The organism is Methylocystis sp. Uni0008 (genome assembly GCF_056838045.1).
Genome location: NZ_CM166370.1, coordinates 2,597,326 through 2,619,412, shown reverse-complemented (window position 1 = coordinate 2,619,412; position 22,087 = coordinate 2,597,326). Strand labels below are relative to the sequence as shown.

Here is a 22,087-nt window from a genome sequence, read left to right as displayed (position 1 = left end):
GTTCAGTTTGGAATTAATCGGGCGACGCAGGCGTTGACGGAGTCGCGCCATTGCGGCAGCGCGATCCCGTAACTCGCTTGAAGTTTGGCGTTGTCGAGCCGAGAGTTCGCCGGCCGGCGCGCCGGGGTCGGATAGTCTGTGGTGGCGATGCGCTTGACGCGCACCGGCTTGCGGCCCTTCGCCTGCGCCGCGGCAAAGATGGTTTCCGCCATGTCGGCCCAGCTTGCTTCGCCCTGCCCGGTCATATGGAAGACGCCGCGCAAGGCGGGATCGGAGTCCTCGACCAGCCTGTCGGCGATGGCGAGCAGCGCGTCGGCGATGTCGAGCGCGGAAGTCGGATTGCCGATCTGGTCGGCGACCACGCCGATTTCATCGCGGGTCTCGCCAAGACGCAGCATCGTCTTGACGAAATTGGTCCCGAACGGGCTGTAAACCCAGGCGGTGCGCAAGATCACGCAATTGTCGCAGCGCGCTTCGATCTGCCTTTCGCCTTCGAGCTTCGAGCGTCCATAAGCGCCGGTCGGTCCCGGTTCGTCGTCCTCGCGATAGGGGCGATCGAGCGCCCCGTCGAACACATAGTCGGTCGATAGATGCAGCAGCGGCACCTTCAGTTCGGCGGCGGTTTCGGCGACGAAGCCTGCGCCCGCGCCGTTGACGCGCATCGCCACGTCCGGCTCGCTTTCGGCCTTGTCGACCTGCGTGTAGGCGGCGGCGTTGATGATGGCGTCGCAGCGCACGCTGCGCAGCGACGCGAGAATCATGTCGCGAGAAGAGAGATCGAAGCTGGGGCGGCCGAGCGCCAGCATTTCGACGCCTCTCGGCGCGCGCTCGATGAGCGAGCTGACCACCTGGCCGGTGAGTCCGGTGACGGCGATGCGCTTCATCTTGCCCACGTTAGGCGAAAACCTCCGCCACGTCGCGCAGCCGCGGCCATTTGCGATCCTTTTCCGACAGCACGGCGTTTTCGACGGCGACCGGCCAGTCGACGCCGATGTCAGGGTCGTCCCAGGCGACGCCGCAATCATGCTGCGGCGAATAGAAATTCGTCACCTTGTAAATGACTTCCGTGTCGGGCTCGAGCGTGACGAACCCATGCGCGAATCCGATGGGAATGAACAGCTGCCGCCAGTTCTCCTTCGAGAGTTCGACGGCGACGTGACGCCCGAACGTTGGCGACGACCGCCGCAGATCGACGGCGACGTCGAGAATTCGGCCGTTGACCACCCGCACCAGCTTGTCCTGCGCGAAGGGCGCGGTCTGAAAGTGCAAGCCGCGCACCGTGCCGACGTCGCGCGATAGCGAATGATTGTCCTGGACGAAATCGAAATTCAATCCGGAGTTCGCCCAGGTCTTTTCATTATGCGTTTCACTGAAGAAGCCGCGCTCGTCGCCGAATTTTTTTGGCGTGACGAGCTTCAGCCCCGAAAGCTCAAGATCTTCGAACAAACGTCCCCCCTGTCGCGCGTCACGCGACGGCTTGCTCTTCCTGCTCGGCAAGCACGCCCAGCCGCTCGCCGCGATATGTGCCCGAGCGGATGGCCTGCCACCAGTCGGAATTGTCGAGATACCAGCGCACGGTCTTGCGAAGACCGGTCTCGAATCGCTCCGCCGGCCGCCATCCGAGTTCGCGCTCGATCTTCGTGGCGTCGATGGCGTAACGCAGATCATGTCCTGGCCGATCGGAGACGAAGGAGATGAGATCGCGATGCGGCCCGGCGCGCCGCGGACGGAACTCGTCCATCAGCTCGCAGATCGCTTCAACGACGTCGATGTTGCGCCACTCATTGCGCCCGCCGACATTGTAGGACTCGCCGACTTCCCCCTCGCGCGCCACGCGCATGAGCGCCGAGGCGTGATCCTCGACATAGAGCCAGTCGCGCACATTCTCGCCGCGGCCATAGACCGGCAGCGGCTTCTCTTCGATCGCGTTGATGATGGTGAGCGGAATGAGCTTTTCCGGGAAATGATAGGGGCCGTAATTATTGGAGCAGTTGGTGACGATCGTCGGCAGACCGTAGGTGTGGCGCCAGGCGCGCACGAGATGGTCGGAGCCCGCTTTCGACGCCGAATAGGGCGACGTGGGGGCGTAGGGCGTGTCTTCCCGGAAGAGCCCTTCCGCGCCGAGCGCGCCGAACACCTCATCGGTGGAGATATGCATGAAGCGGAAGGCGCGCGCGCGGGCGCGATCGAGATTGCGCCAGTAGTCGAGCGCCGCCCGCAGCATGACGAAGGTGCCGACGACATTGGTCTCGATGAAGGCCGCAGGCCCGTCGATCGAGCGATCGACATGGCTTTCGGCGGCAAGATGCATGACGACGTCGGGCTGAAAATCCTCGAAAACGCGCGCGACGGCGGCGGCGTCGCAGATATCGGCCTGCACGAATGAGAACCGCGGGCTGTCGGCGACGGGCCGCAGCGAGGCGAGATTCCCCGCATAGGTGAGCTTGTCGAGGACGAGAATCTGATCGACGCCCTTGCGGATGATTGTGCGCGCTACGGCCGAGCCGATGAAACCAGCCCCGCCTGTGATCAATATCTTCATCAAAGCCCCGCTTCTCGCTATCGCTTCGCCCTGAAATCCGCGCCTTCACGCCCGCGCAGGCGAGCTTTATTGCGAAGGCGACGGTCGGCGCTTTCGCCGTTTACGCGCACTATGTGGCGGAACAACGTCATGGGATTGCATAAGAATTTGGCGCTGTCGCAAGCGAGACGGCGCCGGCGGCGACGCGCGGCCGGCGAATTGCGCGACCGCAGGGCGCGCGGATATGCTCCAGCTGACTTCAGCTTCGCATGGCGGCGGCGCCATGCCTCACTCTCAGGCGCGGCCGTCAATGTGGAGAGAACAGTTCGACTATTTCTGGGATGGCCGGCGACGGCTGGCGATCGGCTGGTTCGACGGCGCCGAACGCGCGGCCGCCGCCGCGGTTCGTCCGGAACTTACGGTCATCTCGGCGCGCGACGAGCGCTTCACGAGCGCGCCCGCGCTCGTCGACGTCATTGAACCCGCGCGTTGGCGCGCCCGCATCATCATCATCGATCTGCCGCCCGAACATCGATTCGTTCGTTTGACCGCCGCCGACGGCGCCGATCTCATCCTGGCCCTCGTTGCCGAGCGCGACCTGCCGCAAGGCGGCGAATGGCGTCTGCTTTTGACGCTGCTGCCGGACGCGGGCGGCGCCGACCCCGTCGCCTTTCGGCTCGCGGGTTTTCCGGCGCGCGGCGACGTCGAACGACTATCGCGCGAGCAGACCACGGTGGCCGGCGCGCGACTGGTCTGGGCGATCGGCCAGCGCCGCGCCGTGGAGCGCGCCGACGGCGCCGTCGTCATTCGCCTTGCGCTGACGCGCCGCGTCTTCCCAGCCTATCAGAGCCGACTGGTTCTGGAGGCGGCGCCCTTCGAGACGGCGGCGGCCGGCGACGCGCGCGAAGCGCCTTTCGCCATCATGGAACACTGGCTGCGCGAGTCCGGCGCGCCGCGCGTCGTCCTTCGCCTGCGCATTCCCGATTCGATCGAAGAGAGCGCGACGCTGCTCGGCCGATGCAGCGTCGCGCTCGCGATGAACCAGCGCCGGCGGCTCAAAGGCTGGACTCTCGATCAGCGGGCGGCGGGCGAACCCGCCGTCGATCCGCTGACCTTCGAGGACATTCGACAGGCGACAGGCGATCCGCATGAATATCCCGACGCCGCCGAAACAGCGGAGCCGGTCGTCGTCGGCAATCTTTTGGCGCTGCTGATCGATCCTGAAGAGGCGGAGATCGACGGCGTCGCCCTGCGCCGCAGTCGCGAAAAAAGCGCGCCCGGCATGGGCGAGACCGTCGAGATCGAATTCTACGGCGCGGCGCTTGGCGACGACGTCGGCCTCGTCTGCCCGGCCGCGGGGCCCGGCGATCTCGGCGTCGCGCCGGTCGATCCGGGCGGACCGCCCTTCGCCCGTCTGTTTCGCGTCGAGGGCGACGGGCTCGCGGCCCGCCGTGCGACAGACGACGAGGGAATAATCGACGAACTCATGCGCCGCGCCGCCGATGCCGCGCGCGCCGCGAGCGGCGCAGCGGCCCGCGCCGTGGCGGAGCGCGCCGCGGGGCTGAGGGGCCGGCGCGACAAGCTCGTGGCCTCGTTCAACGCCGCCTTTTCGCGCGCGGAAGTCGCCGCGCGGTTCGAGCCGCCAGGTCTGTGGGAGGCGCTCGAGCCTCTCGCACAGGCGAGTTTCGCCGCGCTCCTCCTCGGCGCGCCGGCGCCGGCACGCGCGAGGCTGCAGCAGCTCGGGGGCTATGGCGCTTTTTGCGCGGATCCCGTCCTCGCGGCGGCGATCGCGCAGGGCGGCGACTTCGCGCAATCGGCGCGGCTTCCCGCGGACGCCGCCGCAGCGCGCGGCGCGCCATCTCTCCTCGCGCGCTATCTCGACGCCTGCGGCGCCCGAGGCATGGCGCCGGCCGGCGTTGACGCCGCGCAGGAAGCGCGACTCATGCGCGCGCTCTTGAAGGAGGCGGACCTCGCCGCGCTGCGCGAAGCGCGCATCGCTCTGGCGATCGACGACGGCGTGCGGCGCGAAGCGGCGAACGCGGCGCGACTCATCGCCGACGCCTCCGGCGTCGAACGGGCGCGCGCGCATTTTGCCGAAGAGGGCGCGATGGACGCCGCCGACATGCTCGACGCCTATCTCGACTTGCGGCGCATGGGGGGCTGGGCGCCGCCGCATGAAGCGCCGACGCTCGCGGCGCTCGTCGCGCGCGCCGGAGTCGAACTCGACGCCGCGCGGCTCGAAGCCGAAAGCCTCGCGCAGGCGCCGCCGACGCAGGAGCGGTCAAAGGGACTTTTCGCCGCGATGCGCGGCCTGTTCGGCCGCTGAGGACTGCGTCTATTCCCCAAGCATAATCTCCTCCGCGCGAAGGCGCCAAAGCAACAAAAGTCGCTTCCAGGGAATGTGACAACGAATTGGCGTATCGTGCGGCGGAACGCTTCGCGTAAGCAACGCTGATGACTTCGGTGCCCCATGCCATTTTCGGGATTGAGCCGGGAGCAAAAGCGCTCAGCGCTGAATGATCTGCGGCAGGCGCTTTTTCAGCACGAGCTCTGGTACGAGAATTTCAACAGAACCATCATATGCGGCCAAGTTCCGGACGAACGCGATCTCCAGGACGGCGCGAACTACAGTTGGCCGCTTGGACAATGGCTGCATGGCGACGGCGCCAGTCGTCTGGGTTTGCACCCAAGTTTTTCCCAGATCTTGGCCGCGCACGAACTAATGCACCGCCATGCGGCGATCATGCTACGGATCGCGGCGGAACATCGGTCCATTCCCCTTGAGGACTATGAATTGTTCCTGTCGGCTCAGAAACAGGTTCGCGCACAATTGGTGACGATAAAGCACGAACTCGAGGACGCGCTCCGCAATCGCGATCCATTGACCGGCGCGGGCAATCACATCGCGATGTTGACGACGTTGCGTGAGCGGCAGGCGCTCGCGCAGCGACCCACATGCCTCGTGATGATGGACCTGGATCACTTCAAGGAGGTGAACGACACATATGGCCACACGCTGGGCGATGAATTTCTCGTGCAATACGCAGAATTTGTGATGTCCCACTTGCGGCCTCATGACGAGTTTTTTCGATTTGGAGGCGAGAAATTCCTCTACGCCGCCTTGGATGCGGACCTCGAGCAGGGTCGCGCAATTGCCGAGCAGTTGCGAGAAGGCTTGTCGAACAGGGAGTTCTTCGTCGAGGGCTATTTGCCGCTGACAGTGACCGCTTCCTTCGGTCTTGCGATACTCGACCCATCCGCGCCGGTGGAACAATCGATTGACCGCGCCGACCAAGCCTTGCATGCGGCAAAAGCCGCAGGTCGAAATCGGATCGCAATCTGGGAGGCTCCAAATTAGGGGCAGTCCACAAACGGGACGAGTTCATGCGCTGCTGAGGCGGGATTCGACTCGCCGGCGCATCACGCCAATCGACGAACCGCAAACTCGCCAGTCACGAGAACGTAATCGACAGGCGATAGCGATGCGGCTTTCAAAACCCGTAAATTTTCGCCCCGCCGGCACCGAGTCGGCGGGGAGTTTCGCCGTGTTCACAGAGCGTGACCACATCGGAGGGTGGTTGAGTTGGAAGCGTTGGGCGCCAGGCGACGCTTGCCCGAACGCTCGAGCGCCCATAGGTGGAGATCACATGCAACCCGGAAACTCCGTTTCTTAAAGTTTTCAACGATGTCTGAGTGCAGGGAGGCGGAGGTCGACGAACCTGGTGCTTGGAATCATGTTCAGCGCTGAGCGCCGTTCAATCGCCGCGAGATTTGTTCGCCGGGCTTCCGAAGGATTTCGTGGCGAGAAGCTGCTCGCCCACGTATGCGACGATTGCCCTGAAGCGACGCTGCGGGATTTGACGACAGGCGCTTTTCTAGCGGTCACTCGACAACAGGAGGACCAAGCTGCGGTTCTCGCCATTTATGACGTTGCCATTCTGCTTCGTAAGGCGAATAACTTGGGTATGTGATCCATCGGGGCCGACGCGCATTTGGCTCATGCCATCGGTCCCATGCGACACAACCAGAGGTTCAGAGGCGACATTACGGATAGCGAAAAACGGAAGCGGAAATCTTGCAGCAGTGGATTGAGAGTGTCGGCGGCAGCGTTTCTCCGGGAGAAAGCCTGTTGAAGTCCGTCGAAGTGTCGAAAAAAGGCGACAAGCTGACGATCGTGCTCAAGAAAAAGAAGCCGAAAAAAGAAGCCGGCCAGACAGAGCCATAACTGCGAGCCGACCAAGCCGAAGCAGCGCCGGTCGAACCTACACGCCGCCATAAAAGTGATATAAATTCGTCGCATGAGTGAGATCGAGCTGAAAATCCTGCTCGACGAAACAAAGTCGAGAGAAATTTGGGCGCGGGTGAAGGCGTCGAAGCTGATTCACGACGCGCCTGTGACGAAGACGCTCAGAAGCATCTATCTGGATACGCCGGATCACGCCTTGAATAAGGCCGGGATCGCGCTGAGACTGAGGCGCGATGGGCGGCGGTGGATTCAGGGCGTGAAAACCGGGAGAACTCAGCATGGCGGACTGTCCCAAGTCGGCGAATTAGAGAACCCGGCGCCCGGCGGGCGCGTATGCCTCGATGAGATTCCCGATCAGACGATCCGGGAGGAGATCGTTCGCCGCGTGAACGGCGCGCCGCTGCAGCCTGTCTTCGAGACAGCGATCAAGCGCAGCGCGAGCGAGCTCACGCTTCCCAACGGCACGCGCGCGGAGCTTGCCGTCGACGTCGGCGAGGTTCGGGCTGGCGAACGCTCCGCCCAACTGTCCGAATTGGAGATCGAACTTCTCGCGGGGGAGGCCAGCGGACTGTTCGACATCGCGCATATCGTCGTGCCGGATGGCGGACTGCTGCTCTCCCGCCTTTCCAAGGCGGCCCGCGGCTATCTCTTGGCGGAAGAAGGGCGGATCGACCTGCCCCTCTCGCCCCGCAACGCTGAGAATCTTTCCCTCGATCCGGCGCTGACCGCCGAGCAAGCCGCGCGTGACGTCTTGCGCGAATGCCTCGATCAAATCGCGGTGAACGTGCCGGTCGTTCGTCAGTTGGACGACGTCGAAGGTCCGCATCAGCTGCGGATCGGCCTGCGACGGTTGCGAAGCGCGTTTTCCGTCTTTGCGCCCGTGCTCAGAAGCCCGGAGATGGAGCGGCTTGACGCCGAAGCGCGCTGGCTCGGTCAGGAAGTCGGCGGCGTTAGAGATCTCGACGTCATAGCCAACGACATGGCGCGAAGGGAGGCTGAGATTCATCCGGACGTGCCTGAGCTTTCCGCTTTCGCCGATGTGGTCTTGCGGCAAGCGAGAGAACGCCGCGAGCTGCTGCGCGAGCTTCTCGACGGAGCCCGCGTGCAATCTTTCCTCATCGATCTTACGCGGTTCGTCGAAACGCGCGGCTGGCTTGTGCCCCAGGATTTCGACCAGACCGAGCGGCTGGCGGCGCCGATTGCGGCGCTGGCCGGCCAATCTCTAGACAAGCGCTGGAAGAAGGTCGCCAAGCGCGCTCATGGGCTTGCGACGCTGACGGTCGAACAGCGGCACGAGTTGCGCAAAGAGCTAAAAAAGCTGCGCTATGCCGTCGAGTTTTTCTGCTCGCTCTTTCCGCCGAGACGCGTGGGTCCTTTCTTAAAGCGTCTCAAAAAGCTGCAGAACGTTTTTGGCGATCTCAACGACGCCGCCACGATGAAGGCCATGTTTACGGGAACAGATGTTTCCGGCGCCGGCGACCCGTCGATACAGCGCGCCGTTGGCTGGATGATCGGCGCCAGTCAGGCGCGCGCCGAGTTTGGCTGGACCGGCGCCAAGGCGCTTTGGAGAGACCTCGAACACGTCCGCCCCTTCTGGAAATGACGACGAAGTTCGCCGCTGTCTTGTTGATGGATATCGAATATTCGAGAGGCCTGAAAATCTATGCAGAGCGATCCTTTCAGCGAGATCAACACAACCTTTCGGACGCTCTACGGCGCAAATCGCGATGAAGTGTTCGCATCGGCGCCTCTCTCCGCGGTCACCCTGATTGGAACCGGCGAAATCTGGCGTATCGAGCATGGCGCGGTCGTGAAGTCCTATCCGCCAACGCCGTGGCTCCGCCAGATCAAGTCGTTGATGCATGCGGTCATCGGCGCGCAGGCGACCTGGGCGCGGCTGGTGCGGGGAAAGGATCTTGAGTCGGGGCGACTTGCCGCCGTCCGGCTGAATCAGGCGCTCGAGGAGGCCGTGTCGCGTTTGTCTCATGAGCTGCCCGCCGAGCTGGCGCCGCCGGCGCAAGTCGTTCTTGGCCAGCTTCTTCAGCTCTCCGGGAACTGGTCCGCCGGTCAAATGGCGACGCAAGTAGAATTCCCTGAGGCTCTCCGACAGGTGCAGCCGGAACTCGAAAAGATCATCACCGCGGTCGGAGAAGCGGTCTACGCATCGATCGTCAGGGGTCTGCGCGCCTTCATCGACGAGAGCGATCCCGCTGTTTGGGAGACTTCTCTGTTTTGCGTGTGCGGCGTGGCTTTCGGACGCCGCGACAATATCGAGATCGCAGCCGCAATGTCGCTGATGGGCGAAGATGCGGTGGGCGCCCGCCTTCTCTATCTCGAGAATGCGCACGATCTGCCTCAGGCGATGGCATGTCTCGCTGCGGCTCTCGCGGATCGGGATCTCGGCGAGAGCGTCTTTGGCAATCCTTACCGCATGTGGCGCGATATCCTCGGGGACGTCGCGACGCGGCGCGTCGGCAAAGGCTTTTTCCCCGCGCTCGGCCGGGGAGCGTAAATTCGCAACTGCGATGAACGCTCGCGGCGAATTCAGCGAGCGTTCCTTCGGCGCGAGACGCCTTTCAAGCGCCTCAATAGGGGTGACGGTCCTTTTTGTCTTCCCAAGCGCGGTAAGCGGTCAGTCCGACGTCTCGCTCGAAATTCGGCGTGACGGCGATGCTACGCTGGTCCCAGGGCTTTTTGAAGTCAGCATATTGGAAAGCGTCGTCAAATCCGATGTGGCTGGTGTCCTCGAGACTCGCCGCGAAATATACGTGACTGATGCGCGACCAGTAGATTGCGCTCATGCACATCGGACACGGCGCGCCATTGATGTATATTTCGCAGCCCTTCAGCATCTTGGCGCGCTCGGGGACAAGATCCGGAGAGCCCGGCTCCCTTGGAATCATTTCGAGAATAGTGCCGGCGCCGTAGTCGCTGCCGAGCAGCGCTTTGGGGTTCAGCCGTTGCGAGGCGTCCATGATCGCGGTGATCTCGGCGTGAAAGACGGGACATCCCGTCAGGAGGACGCGATTTTGTCCCCGTCCAATCACTTTTCCGTCTTTCACAATCACGGCGCCAAATGGCCCGCCCCAACCTTTTTCAACCGACTCGGTCGCGAGCGCCGCCGCCTCTTCCATGAATTTGCGCTTATCTTCCAAAGCTTGGATGGGAACCGCGGTGTCGGACGCAGCCGGCGTCGTAGCGGCCGCATTATCCTTCAGCGATTTTGCACGGGAGGCGGCAACTCCACCCGTGGCGGCCACGCCGGCGGCGACCGCGGTGCATGTGATGAAGCTGCGTCGTCCGAACTCGGGCCGAGGGGAATGCTTGGAATTGAAGCCGTTCATGAAAATGCTCCCGATAAGACAGCTTCCCGCATAGAAGCGGAAGCATTGTTCTATGGAGAGACATCAACGGCAAGGTAGCCGGCGCAGCTTTTTCAGACCGTCAATTGGCGCAATGCACACTCTCGCTATACGTGCATTTGCCCGTTGATTTCCGCGGTCGGCCGGGAAGCCTAGAAAAGCCCCGCATTATAGGCGGCGACGTGGCTGAATTCGCCAAACGCCATGGCGATGTTGAGCGCTTCGGCGGCGATGGCGATGGCGATAATTCCGAAAATTCCTGTGGTGATCATCGGTTTCATGGCGCTCTCCTTTCGCGTTAATCGGACCTTAAGGAGAGACGCGCTTTGACGCTGTGCGCCGGCGCACAAGGCTCCGCGAGGGAAGCGCCTTCGGCTTAGCGCGACCGCCGAACGCCAGTTTCGCTTGGATCGCAGCGACGCTAGTGTCCTGACTCTCAATTGGCGCCCAAAAACTCAAGCGGCGTCGGCGGTGACGAGCGCCGCGCGGGCCCGATGGATTTTTTCAAGGATAGCCTCGCCTTTCGCCGTCCACTTATAGGGACGCGGATTCGCGTTGCGCTCGGCGAGATAAGCATTGATGTCGTCGACGAGTTCTTGAACCGAGGCGAAGCTACCCGAGCGGATCACGTCCTCGGTGAGATCGCGAAAGAACCGCTCGACCAAATTGAGCCACGAGGACGATGTTGGGGTGAAATGCATCTTGAAGCGCGGGCGCTTCGCGAGCCACGCCTTCACCTTCGGATGCTTGTGGGTGGCGTAATTGTCAGCGATGAGGTGGATATCGAGGCCCTTCGGCGTCTCGCGCTCGATCTGCTTCAAGAAGCGCAACCATTCGACATGCGTGTGGCGCGCTTCGGTGCGCGCGATCAGCTTTCCTTCGAGATAGTCGAGCGCGGCGAACAGCGTGGTCGTTCCGTGTCGCTTATAGTCGTGCGTCATCGTGCGCGGATGACGCGGGCCAAGCGGCAGGCCGGGTTGCGAGCGTTCCAGCGCTTGGCATTGGCTCTTCTCGTCGCAGCACAACACCAGCGCCCGCTTGGGCGGATCGAGATAGAGTCCGATCACGTCCCAAAACTTCTCTTCGAAACTTGGATCGTTCGACAGCTTGAACGTCTCGACGACATGCGGCTTCAAGTCGTTCTTCGACCAGATGCGTTGCACGCTGCTCGGCGAGACGCCGGCGTGGCGGGCCATGCTGCGCACGCTCCAACGGCTTCTGCCTTTCGGCGGCCGGGTGACCTCGGCCACGACGCTTTCGATCTTTTTCACGGGCAACGAAGGCTTGCGCCCACGTCCCGCCGCTTCTTCGAGGCCGGCAAGCCCGCGCGTCTCGAAACGTTTCGACCAGGTCGAGACGCGCTTCGCCGTCGTCTTCAATCGCGCAGCTATTTCGGCGACGCCAATGCCTTCGAGCCTCAAAAGAATGATCTGAGCCCGTTCGCGCTCACGCACCAAGCAGGTTCGCGAACGCAACCGACGTCGCAACTCTTCCGCTACCGCTGCCTCCGTCTCAAGCCGCTTGATCGGCCGCGCCATCGGGCCCTCCGCCATGCAAATCAATCTCAAACCAATAATAGTCAATATTTGAGAGACAGGACACTAGCCGGTGACCAGCGTTCTACCGGTAGAACACGGCGGCCGCCAGCAAGAGCGCGAGCAGCAGGCTCAGCGTCTGCCAGAAAATGAGAGGATTGCGCTCGTAGAGAGACTTCTTGCGCAGCGCCAGCGGTTGTCCGCGCGCCGAGCCGTTTTCGAGTTCGAAGGCGAATTCCAGCACATCGCCGAAACGGTCGCCGCGCTCGACGGCGATCGCCTTGAGGATCGCGGCGTCGAGCCAGGCGGGAAGGTCCGGTCTCTTGAGCGCGAGCGGCGGCGCGTTCGTGAAGCGCGGTCTGCTGAAGGGCTCGATTTCGCCGTAAGGGTAGCAACGGCTGAACATGCGATAGACCGTTACGCCGAGCGCAAAGAGATCTGACGCTTCATCGCCGGCGGCGCCATCGAAAAGCTCGGGGGCCATATAGCTCGGCGTGCCTGGCGCATGCGCTTCCGGCAAATTCTCGAGGTTCGGCGCGCGACAGACGCCAAGATCGACCAGCCGCAGCCCGCCATCTGCGAGCAGAATGACATTGTCCGGCTTGATGTCGCGGTGAATCACGCCGCAACGATGCAGCGTGGCGATTGCGCGCGACAGACGCGCGGCGATTGAAACGCCCTCGGCAAGATCGATCCGCGGCTCTCGAGCAAGACGCCGCTCCAGCGTCTCGCCTTCGTAATAAGGCATCACGGAATACAGGCGCGTCTGTCGGCCGGGGAGCAGTTCGATCACTTCGCCGATGAACGGACTTCGCACCCGCGCAGCGACCCAGGCTTCGTTGACGAAGGCCAGCCGATAGGCTGTGTCGTCGGCGACGCGCGGATGCGGAAATTTCAACGCGACATCTTTGCCGTTCTGCGTATCCGTGGCGCGCATCAGCCGGCTGTAGCGCCCTTCGGAAAGCAGCGCGTCGATTTGGAAATCATCGATGCGATCTCCTACAGCCGGCAATTCGCGGATCGGCAGTCCCGCGAAGGCGGCTGACAAGGCGCGCGCATCGGCGGGCGGCACATCGACGATGTCGACGACGAGCGCCGTGACGTTGTCGTTGCTGCCCATGTCGAGCGCGGTCTGAATGATTCTTTCCGACGTCTCCTGCGGGCCGCGCCTTTCGGCGAGCAGCGCGCAAAGATCTTCGTCTGTCAGTGCGCCATGAACGCCATCCGAACAGAGCAGAAAGCGATCATGAAGATTGAGACTGAGCATTCCCTGATCGAACAGGAGCGCATCCTCGAAACCCACGGCGCGAAGCAGCGCATGCGCAAAATCGCCGCGGCCGATGGTGTGATCCTTCGTCAACCCCTCGAAGTCGTCGCCAGCGAGTCGATAGACACGGGAATCGCCAACATGGAAGATGAAAGCCTTGCGACGCGACAGGATCAGCGCGCTGAACGTCGTCGCCATGCCTTCCAGAGCAGGATCGACCCTCGATTGGGCCGCGATCCAGCTGTTGGCCGCTTCGAGCGAACGGGACGCGGCGCGGCTGACGCCCAAAGTCTCCGGATGCGCATAATAGCCGTCGATGAAAATGCGCACAGCGGTTTCCGCCGCTGCGCGCCCGCCCTTGTGACCGCCGACGCCATCGGCGACGGCGGCGACGACGCCCTGCAAGGCGCCGGCGCCGCCCGGACCGAGGCAATAGGCCACGTAATCCTGATTGTCCGGCCGTCGGCCCTTCTGTGTGGAAAAGCCCGCTTCGACTCGAAGATCATGCACGACGCGGACCGACACGAAGGTTTCTCGTCTTCAGATTCGCGCGCCGGAAACCGCGCCCCAGGTGGTGCGCCAGCGCGTCCTGACGAACACCAAGCCTACGAGGCCGAGGAGCGCAAGGAAACCGAAGAAGACGAAACCGGCGGTGAAGCCTCCCGTCGCGCCTTTTGAGAAGGCCAGCGCCTTGGCGAGGAAAAACCCGCCGAGGCCGCCAGCCGCGCCGACAAGCCCTGTCATCGCGCCGATCTCACGACGGAAACGTTGCGGCAGCAGCTGGAACACCGCGCCATTGCCCATGCCGAGAGACAACACGCCGATGGAGAACAGCGCCACCGCCGCAAAAGCGACCGGCGGCAGCTGCATCAGGCTCCAACCCGCGACGCCCTTGGCCGGCGCGGCCCCGGCCGGAAGAAAGGCGACGGCGAAATAACAGGCGGAGACGATGAGGAAGAGAAACGACAGCGTCTTCACGCCGCCGATGCGGTCCGCGATATAGCCGCCGACCGGCCTGAACCCCGAGCCGAAAGCGACGATCAGCGCGACCATCAGTCCCGCGGCGACGCCCGTCGCGTGGTATTGCGTCGTGAAGTAGAGCGGCAGCGCGGAGGCGAGACCGACGAAGCCGCCGAAGGTGATGAAGTAGAAGAACATGAACCAGCGGCTGTCGGAGTCCGCGAGCATTTTGCCGTAGTCGGCGAGATCAATCGTCGTTCTGGCGCCTGGCGCGTCCTTGGCGGCCAATGCGTAGACGAGCAGCACCACGACCATCAGCGCCAGAAGAACGCCATAGACGGTTTGCCAACCGTAAGCCTCCGCGATCGATGGCGCAAAAAGCGTGTCGAGCACGACGCCCATATTGCCGGCGCCGGCGATGCCCATCACCAGCCCCTGATACTGCGGCGGATACCAGCGGCCGGCCTGCGGCAGGGCGACGGCGAAGGACGCGCCGGCAATTCCCAGCGAGAGGCCGAAAAGCGCGATCGCCATCGAACTGCTCAGTCCGAAGACGCACACGAGAGAGACGGCGAACATCACGATCGCCTGAGCGACGACGCCCGTCATCTTCGGGCCGATCGCGTCGGCGAGAAGGCCGAGCGGAACGCGAAAGAACGCCCCGCCGAGAACGGGAATCGCGACCAGCGAGAGTTTGTCCTCAACGGAGATCGGCATGCCCTTGGTGATGTAGATCATCAGCGGGCCAAGGGAGACCCAAGCCATGAAGCTGACGTCAAAGTAGAGGAAGGCCGCAAGCAGCGTCGGCCAATGACCGGCCTTCTTAAAATCCGAGAGTTTCATCAGATGCTCCTTCTATCATGTTGGTTAGGTCCTCTCGCGGCGAATCCGCCGCAGACGCGGCCGCAAGAGAGATCTTGACGAGACGTTCGATTTCCGGACGGCATGAGCCGCAATTGGACCCCGCGCGCGTGGCCTTGCCGACGTCTAACGCGGAGCGGCAACCTTCTTCGATTGCGGCTTCGATCTGTTTCTGGCCGACGCTGAAGCACGAACAGACGAGGGGACCGTCATTGGCCGGTCCCCTGGCCGAGCGTCCTGACAGCAGCGACAGCCGCTGCGAAGCGTCGACGCGGTCTCGGGCAAAGAGTTCGAGCGCCAGGTCCCAGGAGGGCGGAACGGGAGCCAGAGACCAGACGAGCGCTGCGTGGTCCTCGGCGAAGGCGGCGCCCGAATAGAGCGCCTTTGTTTCATCGATCAGCTGGATGACGTCTTCGCTCGCGGCGGCGCGAATGACGGCGGTCCAATCGTTATCCGAGAGATCGGCGGCGACGCGATAGCCGTAGCCTTTCGCAATCGCCACTCGCGTCCACCAGACGTTGCAAGGCAGCGCCAGCGGCTTGCGGGAGAGCAGGAAGCCCTGGCGCGCAAAACGCAGCGGCGTGACGGAGGCGGGCGTCGCCTTCGATTCCGGCTGACCCGAGAAGGGATCGACGAAAGGCGCCACAAGCGCGCCGATGCGCGCATCAGCGGCGGTTTCGTCCGTCCAGTGGATCGGCGCAAAAATATGCCCCGCGGGCTGACGATCGGTCGTTATGACGCGCAGCGCGCAGCTCCCGTAAGGCGTGGCGACGCGGGCGAATCCGCCGTCTTCCACGGAAAGACGCGTGGCGTCCGACGGATTTATCTCGACGAAGGGCTCGGAGAGATGCCGCGCGAGGCGTGGGCTCACGCCGGTGCGCGTCATCGTGTGCCATTGATCGCGAATGCGGCCGGTGTTGAGCCGAAGCGGAAACTCAGCCGTCTGCCGGGTGGCCAACCTCGGCTTCGCCGGCGCGATGAATGTCGCCCGTCCATCCTTTGAGAAGAAGCCGCCATCGGCGAAGAGGCGCGCGCGCTCTTTGGGTTCTCCGTCGCGGATCGGCCATTGCGCTGGTTCGAGCGCGTCATATTCGCGGTCGCTCAGCCGCGCGAGTCCGCCAATGTCGAAAGCGCGCGTTCCATCATTCTCGAATGCCGATAGCGCGGCGTGCTCGCGAAAGACGTCCCCGGCCGAGCGGTAGTTGAAGCCTGCAAAACCCAGTCGCCGGGCGACTTCAGCGAAAATGGCCCAGTCGGCGCGCGTTTCTCCCGGCGAAGGCAAGAACGCGCGTTGGCGGGAGATGCGGCGCTCGGAATTCGTCACCGTGCCGCTCTTTTCGCCCCACGCCTGCGCCGGCAAAAGCAGATGCGCGCCGCCGTTAATCGTGTCATTCGACGCCACATTGTCGGAGACGATGAAGAGTTCGAGCCTGCCGAGCGCTTCGCGCGCCGCATCAGCGTTTGGGAGAGACGCCGCGGGATTGGTTCCCACGACCCACAGCGCCTTGATGTCGCCGCGCGCGATGGCGTCGAACATCTGCACCGCCTTCAGCCCTTCGCGCGTCGCGATGCGCGGCGCATTCCAGAAGCGGCGAACGCGATCGATGCTCTCGGCGTCGAAGCCCATATGCGCGGCGAGGCTGTTGGCGAGCCCGCCGACCTCGCGTCCGCCCATGGCGTTCGGCTGGCCGGTCAGGGAGAAGGGCGACGCGCCAGGCTTGCCGACGCGTCCCGTCGCGAGATGGCAATTGATGATGGCGTTGACCTTGTCGGTCCCCTGCGCCGACTGGTTGACGCCTTGCGAGAAGGCTGTGACGGTGCGCGGCGTCTGCGCGAACAATTCGAAAAAGGACGCAATGTCGACCTCGCGCAGTCCGGTGGCGAGAGCGGTCGCTTCGATCGAGGCCGAAATATTCTGCGCGCCTTCGAGCGCTTGCTGCAAACCTGCCGTGTGACGACGGACGTATTCATCGTCGAAGGCGGCGACCTTCGTGAGATAGACGAGCAGACCGCAAAACAGCGCCTGATCCGCGCCCGGCGCTATCTGCAGGAACAGATCGGCGGATTCCGCCGTCGGCGTGCGCCGCGTGTCGATGACGACGAGCTTGGCGCCGCGCGTCTCCTTGTTGCGCATGATGCGCTGAAACAGAATCGGGTGACACCAGGCGGCGTTCGAGCCGACGAGCACAATCAGATCGGCTTCGTCCAGATCCTCGTAACAGCCCGGCACCACGTCGGCGCCGAAGGCCCGCTTGTGGCCGGCGACGGTGGAGGCCATGCACAGGCGCGAATTGGTGTCGACGTTCGCCGAACCGATGAAGCCCTTCATCAGCTTATTGGCGACGTAATAGTCTTCGGTCAGCAGCTGGCCCGAGAGATAGACCGCGACCGCGTCGGGCCCGTACTGATCGACGATTCGGCGAAGGCCCCTTGCCACTTCATCAAGCGCCGCATCCCAGCCTATGCGCGCGAGGCGCCCGTCGGCCTCACGGCGCATTGGATGGAGCAGACGTCCTTCGAGCCCCAGCGTTTCGCCGAGCGCCGAGCCCTTGGAGCAGAGCCGGCCAAAATTGGCCGGGTGCGCCGGATCGCCAACGACGACGCCGCCCTCGGGCGCGAGCACGCCGCAACCGACGCCGCAATAGGGGCAGGTGGAGCGCGTCGCGGTCGTTTGACGAGACCCGGCGGGCGCTTCCAGATTCTCGTGCGGCGTCGCCGCCAGTACTCCGTCGAGCATCAGCGGCCTCAATAGACGTCCTGCTGGTAGCGGCCACTCTTCTTGAGCTGAGCGACGAAGGCGACCGCCTCATCGACGCTGCGCGCGCCAAATTCGGCGACGACGTCGACAAGCGCGCGCTCGACATCCTTGGCCATGCGCTGGGCATCGCCGCAGACATAGAAATGCGCGCCTTCCGCGAGCCATGCCCATAGTTCGCGGCCTGACTGGCGCATGCGGTCCTGCACATAGAATTTCTCCGCCCCGTCGCGCGACCAGGCGAGGGACAGGCGGGTCAGCAGACCCGTCGCCTTCATCGTTTCGAATTCGTCGGCGTAGAAGAAATCGCAGGCGGAGCGCTGATGTCCAAAGAAAAGCCAGTTCTTGCCGGCCGCACGGGTCGCCGCGCGCTCCTGCAGAAAGGCGCGAAACGGCGCGACGCCGGTGCCCGGCCCAACCATGATGATCGGCGTCGCAGGATCGTCCGGCAGCGCGAAGCCATGCGCCGCTTGCACATAAACGGAGATTTCCTCACCCGGCGCGACGCGCTCCGCGAGAAAGGTCGAGGCGACTCCGAGACGCTTGCGTTTGCCGATGACGTAGCGAACCGCGTCGACTGTCAGCGACAGGCGTCCCGGCTTCGCCTTGGGCGATGACGAAATGGAGTAAAGTCGCGGCTGCAGCGGCTCAAGCGCTTCGACGAAGGCCTCCGGGTGGGGGCGCGCGTTCGAAAACTTCTGCAGCACGGCGAGCACGTCGAGCATCGTGGCGTCGCCGTCGGGGTCCTCGCCCTGGGCGAGCAAGCGCGCCTTCTCGCGCTGAGCGCCGCCGGTGATGAAGGAGATCAGTTCGAAAAGCGCATCCGGCGCCAAGGAGAGCGAAACGTCGCTCAGCAGAACATCGCGCAGCGTCTTGTCGCGCACCGGCGTCACATGCGAGGCGCCGAGCATGGCGATGATCTGGTCGACGAGGCCAAGATTATTCTTGGGAAACACGCCGAAGCTATCGCCAGCCCTGTAGCTCAGATCGCTTCCGGCGAGGTCGAACTCGACATGCCAGGTCTCCTTCTCCGAGCCATCCCTGTTCAACCGACGTCGCGAAAGGAAAGTCGCGCTGGCGGGATTGTCGCGAGAGCGGCCCGGCGCCGAAGCGATGGGCGGTTCCACCCGCGCAATATTGGCCGGCGCTGGCGGCGCCTGGTCCAGCTCCGCCGCCAGCGACTTCAGCATCCGAGCCGTATCCTTGCCGCCAGGCGCGCACAGATTGAGACGCTCTTCCTTTCGGGCGGCGAGCGCATCCGCATAGGCTTCGCAATTGTAGCCGCACTGGCCGCAGTCCTGTTGCGCCATGGCCGCCATCATGCGCCGGCGTAGCGGACGGCCTTGCGCAAGCTGCATGCGCGCATCGAGCGCCAATGTCTGATCATGCCAGGGCGCTTCGCCATCATCGCCCTCGCTCGGCGGACCGCCCAGCACGGCGGCGTTGGCTTCCGGCGAAAGCGGCGTGATCGCGCCGTCATCCGGCGCGGCGAAGCCGGCGAAGAAGCCGCTAAGCCAGGCGCGCTGTTCGGGCGTGAAAGGCGCGTTCGGCGGAATGAGGAAAGGCGGGGAGGACTGATGAGTCACGCCATGCTCTCCTCATTGACGAGACGGCGCAGCGTCCCGATGTCATGACGGCGCACGAAAGCGACGAAGGTTTCGTCCGCGTTCGCGCGGTTGTCGCGATAGGCGCGAAGAATTTTCGCCACCGTCTTAGGCGCGTCTTCCGCTTTGACATTCTGATAGAACTCGGACGCGACGCCGGCATCCTGCGCAAAGCCGCCGCCGACGAGAATGTGATAGCCCTCGACCGTATCGCCGTCGTCATTCACCGGCACGCGCGCTCCGATCAGCCCGATGTCGCCGATGTAATGCTGCGCGCATGAGTGATGGCAGCCCGTGAGATGTATGTTGATCGGCGCATCGATCGGCGCAGATTTTTCGCAATGGGCCGCGATTTCTTCCGCGTGCCGCTTGGTGTCGGCCGCAGCGAAACGGCAGCCGGAATTACCCGTGCAGGCGACGAGTCCGGCGCGGATTGGCGAGGCCTCTGTCGAAAGGCCAAGCCGCTCAACCATGGCGGCGGCATCCGCGACGCGATCGTCGGCGACGCCGGTGATCAGCACATTCTGCCAGACGGTGAGACGCAGCCCGCCGTCGCCGAATTGGCGCGCGATCTCGGAAAGACCGCGCGCCTGCTCGGGGGTAAAACGACCGACCGGCAGCGTCACGCCGATCCAATTCAAGCCTAGCTGTTTTTGCCGATGCACGCCGACATGCGCGGCGCGATCCTGGCGCGGGCGCGCGGCGATGGCGTCGGCCCCGACGCGAAGCAGTTTGCGTTTGAGCTTTTCTTCGACGGCGGCGAGGAATCTGTCGAAGCCCCACGCGTCGAGCACATATTTCAGCCGAGCCTTGGCGCGGTTCGTGCGGTCGCCATGCTCGATGAACACTCGCAGGACCTTGTCGGCGACGTCGACTGCTTCGTCCGGCGGCACGATGACGCCGGTGTCGCGCGCAAAATCCTTGTGGCCGGTAATGCCGCCGAGCGCGAGACGGAAATAGACGCCCGGCGCGACGCCATGCCCGTCTTTCACAACGACGGCCTGAAAGCCGATGTCATTCGTGTCTTCGAGCGCGCCAATCAATCCCGCGCCGTCGAAGGCGATGTTGAACTTGCGCGGAAGGCCATACAGCGAACGATCATTCAGGATGTGATGATGCATGGCGCGCGCATAGGGACGCGTGTCGATAAGCTCCTGCGGATCGACGCCGGCGGTCGGCGTGCCGGTGATATTGCGGACATTGTCGGCGCCGGAGCCTTTGCTCCAGAGCCCGAGATCCTGAACCGCCTCGACAATCTTCGCGGCGTTCTTCGGCGCAATCTCGCGAATCTGAATGTTGGCGCGCGTCGTCACATGCAGATAGCCGCCGCCATAGTTCTCCGCGAGATCCGCGAAGCCGGCGAACTGCCAATGGGTGAGCGCGCCGTTGGGGATGCGCAGCCGGCACATATAGGAATCCTGCGTCGGCGCGACATAGAAGAGCCCGTAGTAGCGCCAGCGGAAATTGTCGGCCGGCTTTGGCGGCGCATTCTCCTTTGCTTGCGCGACGAGACGCGGCCAAGCGTCGAACGGATGTTCCTCGCGTTTCCACTTCTCCTGATCGGTCACCTTGCCGCCCGCGGCGGCGACGCGATCCTGCGCGGCGATATGCGCGGCGTCAGGGCCCATCGGCTGAGCCTGCGCAGGTGCCGTCTTCTGTCCGCTGCGTGCGGAGAAGCCGGCGGCAAAGCCTTCGAGATAGCGCTTCTGATCGAGCGTGAAATCGACGGACATCTTTAGGCGGCCTTCTGGATCGTCGGACCGAACATCAGTTCGTCGCACATGGAAGACATGTCCGCGCCGGAGCGGATGAGATCGAGGATATCGGCGGCGCCGCTCGTATCTCCGATCAGGATCGCGCCAACCAGTCGATCGTCGCGCATGACGAACTTGCGATAAATTCCCATGCGCGGGTCTTTGCAGACGATCCGGCGCGCATCGCCGTCGCCGAGATAGTCGCCCGCCGAGAAAACGCGCACGCCGGAAACTTTGAGATTGGTGGAAACGACGCTGCCGGGGTAGGACGCGTCTTGCCCTGCGAGGCGCATGGCGAGAACGCGACCCTGCTCATAGGCCGGCTCGACGAGACCGTAGCAGACGCCGCGATGTTCGGCGCATTCGCCGATGGCGAAGACGCCGGACGCGCGCGTCTCAAGACCGTCGTCGACGATCACGCCGCGCCCGACGTCGAGACCCGCATGTCGCGCAAGCTCGGCGTTCGGCTGAATGCCGACCGCGAATATAACGGCGTCCGCTGGCACAATTCGACCGTCAGCGAACTCGACGCTTTCCACTCGGCCCGCGCCGGTGATGCGCGCTGTGTGAGCGTTGAGAAGAACACGCACGCCTCGTTCTTCGACAAGACGGGCCAGGATCTCGGCGCCGCCCGCATCGAGTTGACGCTCCATCAGCCGATCCATGACATGGACGAGAGTCGCCTCGACGCCGCGCCGGGCAAGACCATAGGCGGCTTCGAGTCCAAGAAGGCCGCCGCCGATGACGAGTGCGCGCTTGCCCTTGCTTATGCGGGAAAGCGCCTCGACGTCCTGCACGTCGCGAAACGTGTGGACTCCGGGAAGCTCCGCGCCCTCGATCGGCAGCCTCGCCGCGCGCGACCCGGTGGCGAGCATGGCCTTGGAATAGGCGACGCTATCGCCGTTATCGAGCATGAGGCGTCTTGCGGCGGCGTCGATCGCTACTACCCTGCGGCCGCTCAGCGTCTCGACGCCGGCCGCGCGCCACCATTGCGAGGATCTGAGTTCGATGTCGTCGACCGACAAGTCTCCGGCCAGCACGGAAGACAGCAGCACGCGATTATAGGCAAGGCGCGGCTCTTCGCCGATCACGAGAATATCGTATTGGCCTGGCGCACGGTTCGTCAGCTCTTCGACGAAACGCGTCGCCGCCATGCCTGCGCCGATGACGACAAGCTTTTCGCGGCTCTTACAATCCTTCAATCCAGTCATGTGTCGACTCT

Annotated in this window: 18 protein-coding genes; 5 read left to right on the top strand and 13 right to left on the bottom strand. The window is 63.8% G+C overall.

The genetic code is table 11. The annotated features are described in order from the left end of the window. Positions 1–2 precede the first annotated feature (2 nt). Genes rfbD through rfbB form a run of 3 tightly spaced genes read right to left on the bottom strand, consistent with a single transcriptional unit; the run spans position 3 to position 2,542 of the window. Positions 3–884 (bottom strand): dTDP-4-dehydrorhamnose reductase, encoded by an 882-nt coding sequence (rfbD, locus tag AC0X69_RS13085; RefSeq protein ID WP_482613395.1) that lies wholly within the window; start codon positions 882–884, stop codon positions 3–5. A gap of 10 nt (positions 885–894) precedes the next feature. Continuing rightward, positions 895–1,446, bottom strand: a complete 552-nt coding sequence (rfbC, locus tag AC0X69_RS13080; RefSeq protein ID WP_482608227.1) for a dTDP-4-dehydrorhamnose 3,5-epimerase — start codon at positions 1,444–1,446, stop codon at positions 895–897. A 19-nt stretch (positions 1,447–1,465) separates the two neighbouring features. Then, complete coding sequence (gene rfbB / locus AC0X69_RS13075) at positions 1,466–2,542, bottom strand: dTDP-glucose 4,6-dehydratase (RefSeq protein ID WP_482608225.1); 1,077 nt, start codon at positions 2,540–2,542, stop codon at positions 1,466–1,468. Between the two features lie 289 nt (positions 2,543–2,831). Between rfbB and AC0X69_RS13070 the strand changes: the two genes are divergently transcribed. Continuing rightward, positions 2,832–4,847: a hypothetical protein gene (locus AC0X69_RS13070; RefSeq protein ID WP_482608223.1), complete on the top strand. Its 2,016-nt coding sequence runs from the start codon at positions 2,832–2,834 to the stop codon at positions 4,845–4,847. A gap of 180 nt (positions 4,848–5,027) precedes the next feature. On the opposite strand, the gene AC0X69_RS13065 is transcribed toward AC0X69_RS13070, so the two are convergent. Continuing rightward, on the bottom strand, positions 5,028–5,207 hold the full coding sequence (locus AC0X69_RS13065; RefSeq protein WP_482613458.1) for a hypothetical protein: 180 nt from the start codon (positions 5,205–5,207) through the stop codon (positions 5,028–5,030). A gap of 36 nt (positions 5,208–5,243) precedes the next feature. On the opposite strand from AC0X69_RS13065, the gene AC0X69_RS13060 reads away from it, so the two are divergent. From AC0X69_RS13060 to AC0X69_RS13045, 4 genes are all read left to right on the top strand, one after another. Continuing rightward, complete coding sequence (locus AC0X69_RS13060; RefSeq protein WP_482613393.1) at positions 5,244–5,879, top strand: diguanylate cyclase; 636 nt, start codon at positions 5,244–5,246, stop codon at positions 5,877–5,879. Between the two features lie 717 nt (positions 5,880–6,596). After that, positions 6,597–6,746, top strand: coding sequence for a hypothetical protein (locus AC0X69_RS13055; protein ID WP_482608221.1), 150 nt, complete (start codon positions 6,597–6,599; stop codon positions 6,744–6,746). 73 nt (positions 6,747–6,819) lie between these two features. After that, on the top strand, positions 6,820–8,370 hold the full coding sequence (locus tag AC0X69_RS13050; protein ID WP_482608219.1) for a CYTH and CHAD domain-containing protein: 1,551 nt from the start codon (positions 6,820–6,822) through the stop codon (positions 8,368–8,370). Positions 8,371–8,430: 60 nt separating this feature from the next. Beyond that, a complete protein-coding gene (locus AC0X69_RS13045) occupies positions 8,431–9,279 on the top strand; it encodes a hypothetical protein (protein WP_482608217.1) in 849 nt (282 codons plus the stop codon). Between the two features lie 73 nt (positions 9,280–9,352). Here the strand turns inward: AC0X69_RS13045 and AC0X69_RS13040 are convergent, their stop codons facing one another. From AC0X69_RS13040 to AC0X69_RS13000, 9 genes are all read right to left on the bottom strand, one after another. Continuing rightward, the gene (locus tag AC0X69_RS13040) at positions 9,353–10,111 is read right to left on the bottom strand and encodes a nucleoside deaminase (protein WP_482608215.1); all 759 of its coding nucleotides are present in this window, start codon (positions 10,109–10,111) and stop codon (positions 9,353–9,355) included. Positions 10,112–10,281: 170 nt separating this feature from the next. Then, the gene (locus tag AC0X69_RS13035) at positions 10,282–10,410 is read right to left on the bottom strand and encodes a hypothetical protein (RefSeq protein WP_482608213.1); all 129 of its coding nucleotides are present in this window, start codon (positions 10,408–10,410) and stop codon (positions 10,282–10,284) included. 174 nt (positions 10,411–10,584) lie between these two features. Next, positions 10,585–11,667, bottom strand: a complete 1,083-nt coding sequence (locus AC0X69_RS13030; protein WP_482608211.1) for an IS630 family transposase — start codon at positions 11,665–11,667, stop codon at positions 10,585–10,587. Between the two features lie 82 nt (positions 11,668–11,749). Next, the gene (locus tag AC0X69_RS13025) at positions 11,750–13,456 is read right to left on the bottom strand and encodes a bifunctional protein-serine/threonine kinase/phosphatase (RefSeq protein WP_482608209.1); all 1,707 of its coding nucleotides are present in this window, start codon (positions 13,454–13,456) and stop codon (positions 11,750–11,752) included. A 15-nt stretch (positions 13,457–13,471) separates the two neighbouring features. Beyond that, complete coding sequence (locus AC0X69_RS13020) at positions 13,472–14,734, bottom strand: MFS transporter (protein WP_482608207.1); 1,263 nt, start codon at positions 14,732–14,734, stop codon at positions 13,472–13,474. Beyond that, the gene (locus AC0X69_RS13015) at positions 14,715–17,489 is read right to left on the bottom strand and encodes a nitrate reductase (RefSeq protein WP_482608205.1); all 2,775 of its coding nucleotides are present in this window, start codon (positions 17,487–17,489) and stop codon (positions 14,715–14,717) included. Before AC0X69_RS13015 ends, AC0X69_RS13020 begins: the two co-directional genes overlap by 20 nt. An 8-nt stretch (positions 17,490–17,497) precedes the next feature. Next, a complete protein-coding gene (locus tag AC0X69_RS13010) occupies positions 17,498–19,093 on the bottom strand; it encodes a sulfite reductase subunit alpha (RefSeq protein WP_482608203.1) in 1,596 nt (531 codons plus the stop codon). Further along, the gene (locus AC0X69_RS13005) at positions 19,090–20,844 is read right to left on the bottom strand and encodes a NirA family protein (protein ID WP_482608201.1); all 1,755 of its coding nucleotides are present in this window, start codon (positions 20,842–20,844) and stop codon (positions 19,090–19,092) included. Before AC0X69_RS13005 ends, AC0X69_RS13010 begins: the two co-directional genes overlap by 4 nt. 2 nt (positions 20,845–20,846) lie before the next feature. Next, positions 20,847–22,076: an NAD(P)/FAD-dependent oxidoreductase gene (locus AC0X69_RS13000; RefSeq protein ID WP_482608199.1), complete on the bottom strand. Its 1,230-nt coding sequence runs from the start codon at positions 22,074–22,076 to the stop codon at positions 20,847–20,849. Between the last annotated feature and the right edge of the window lie 11 nt (positions 22,077–22,087).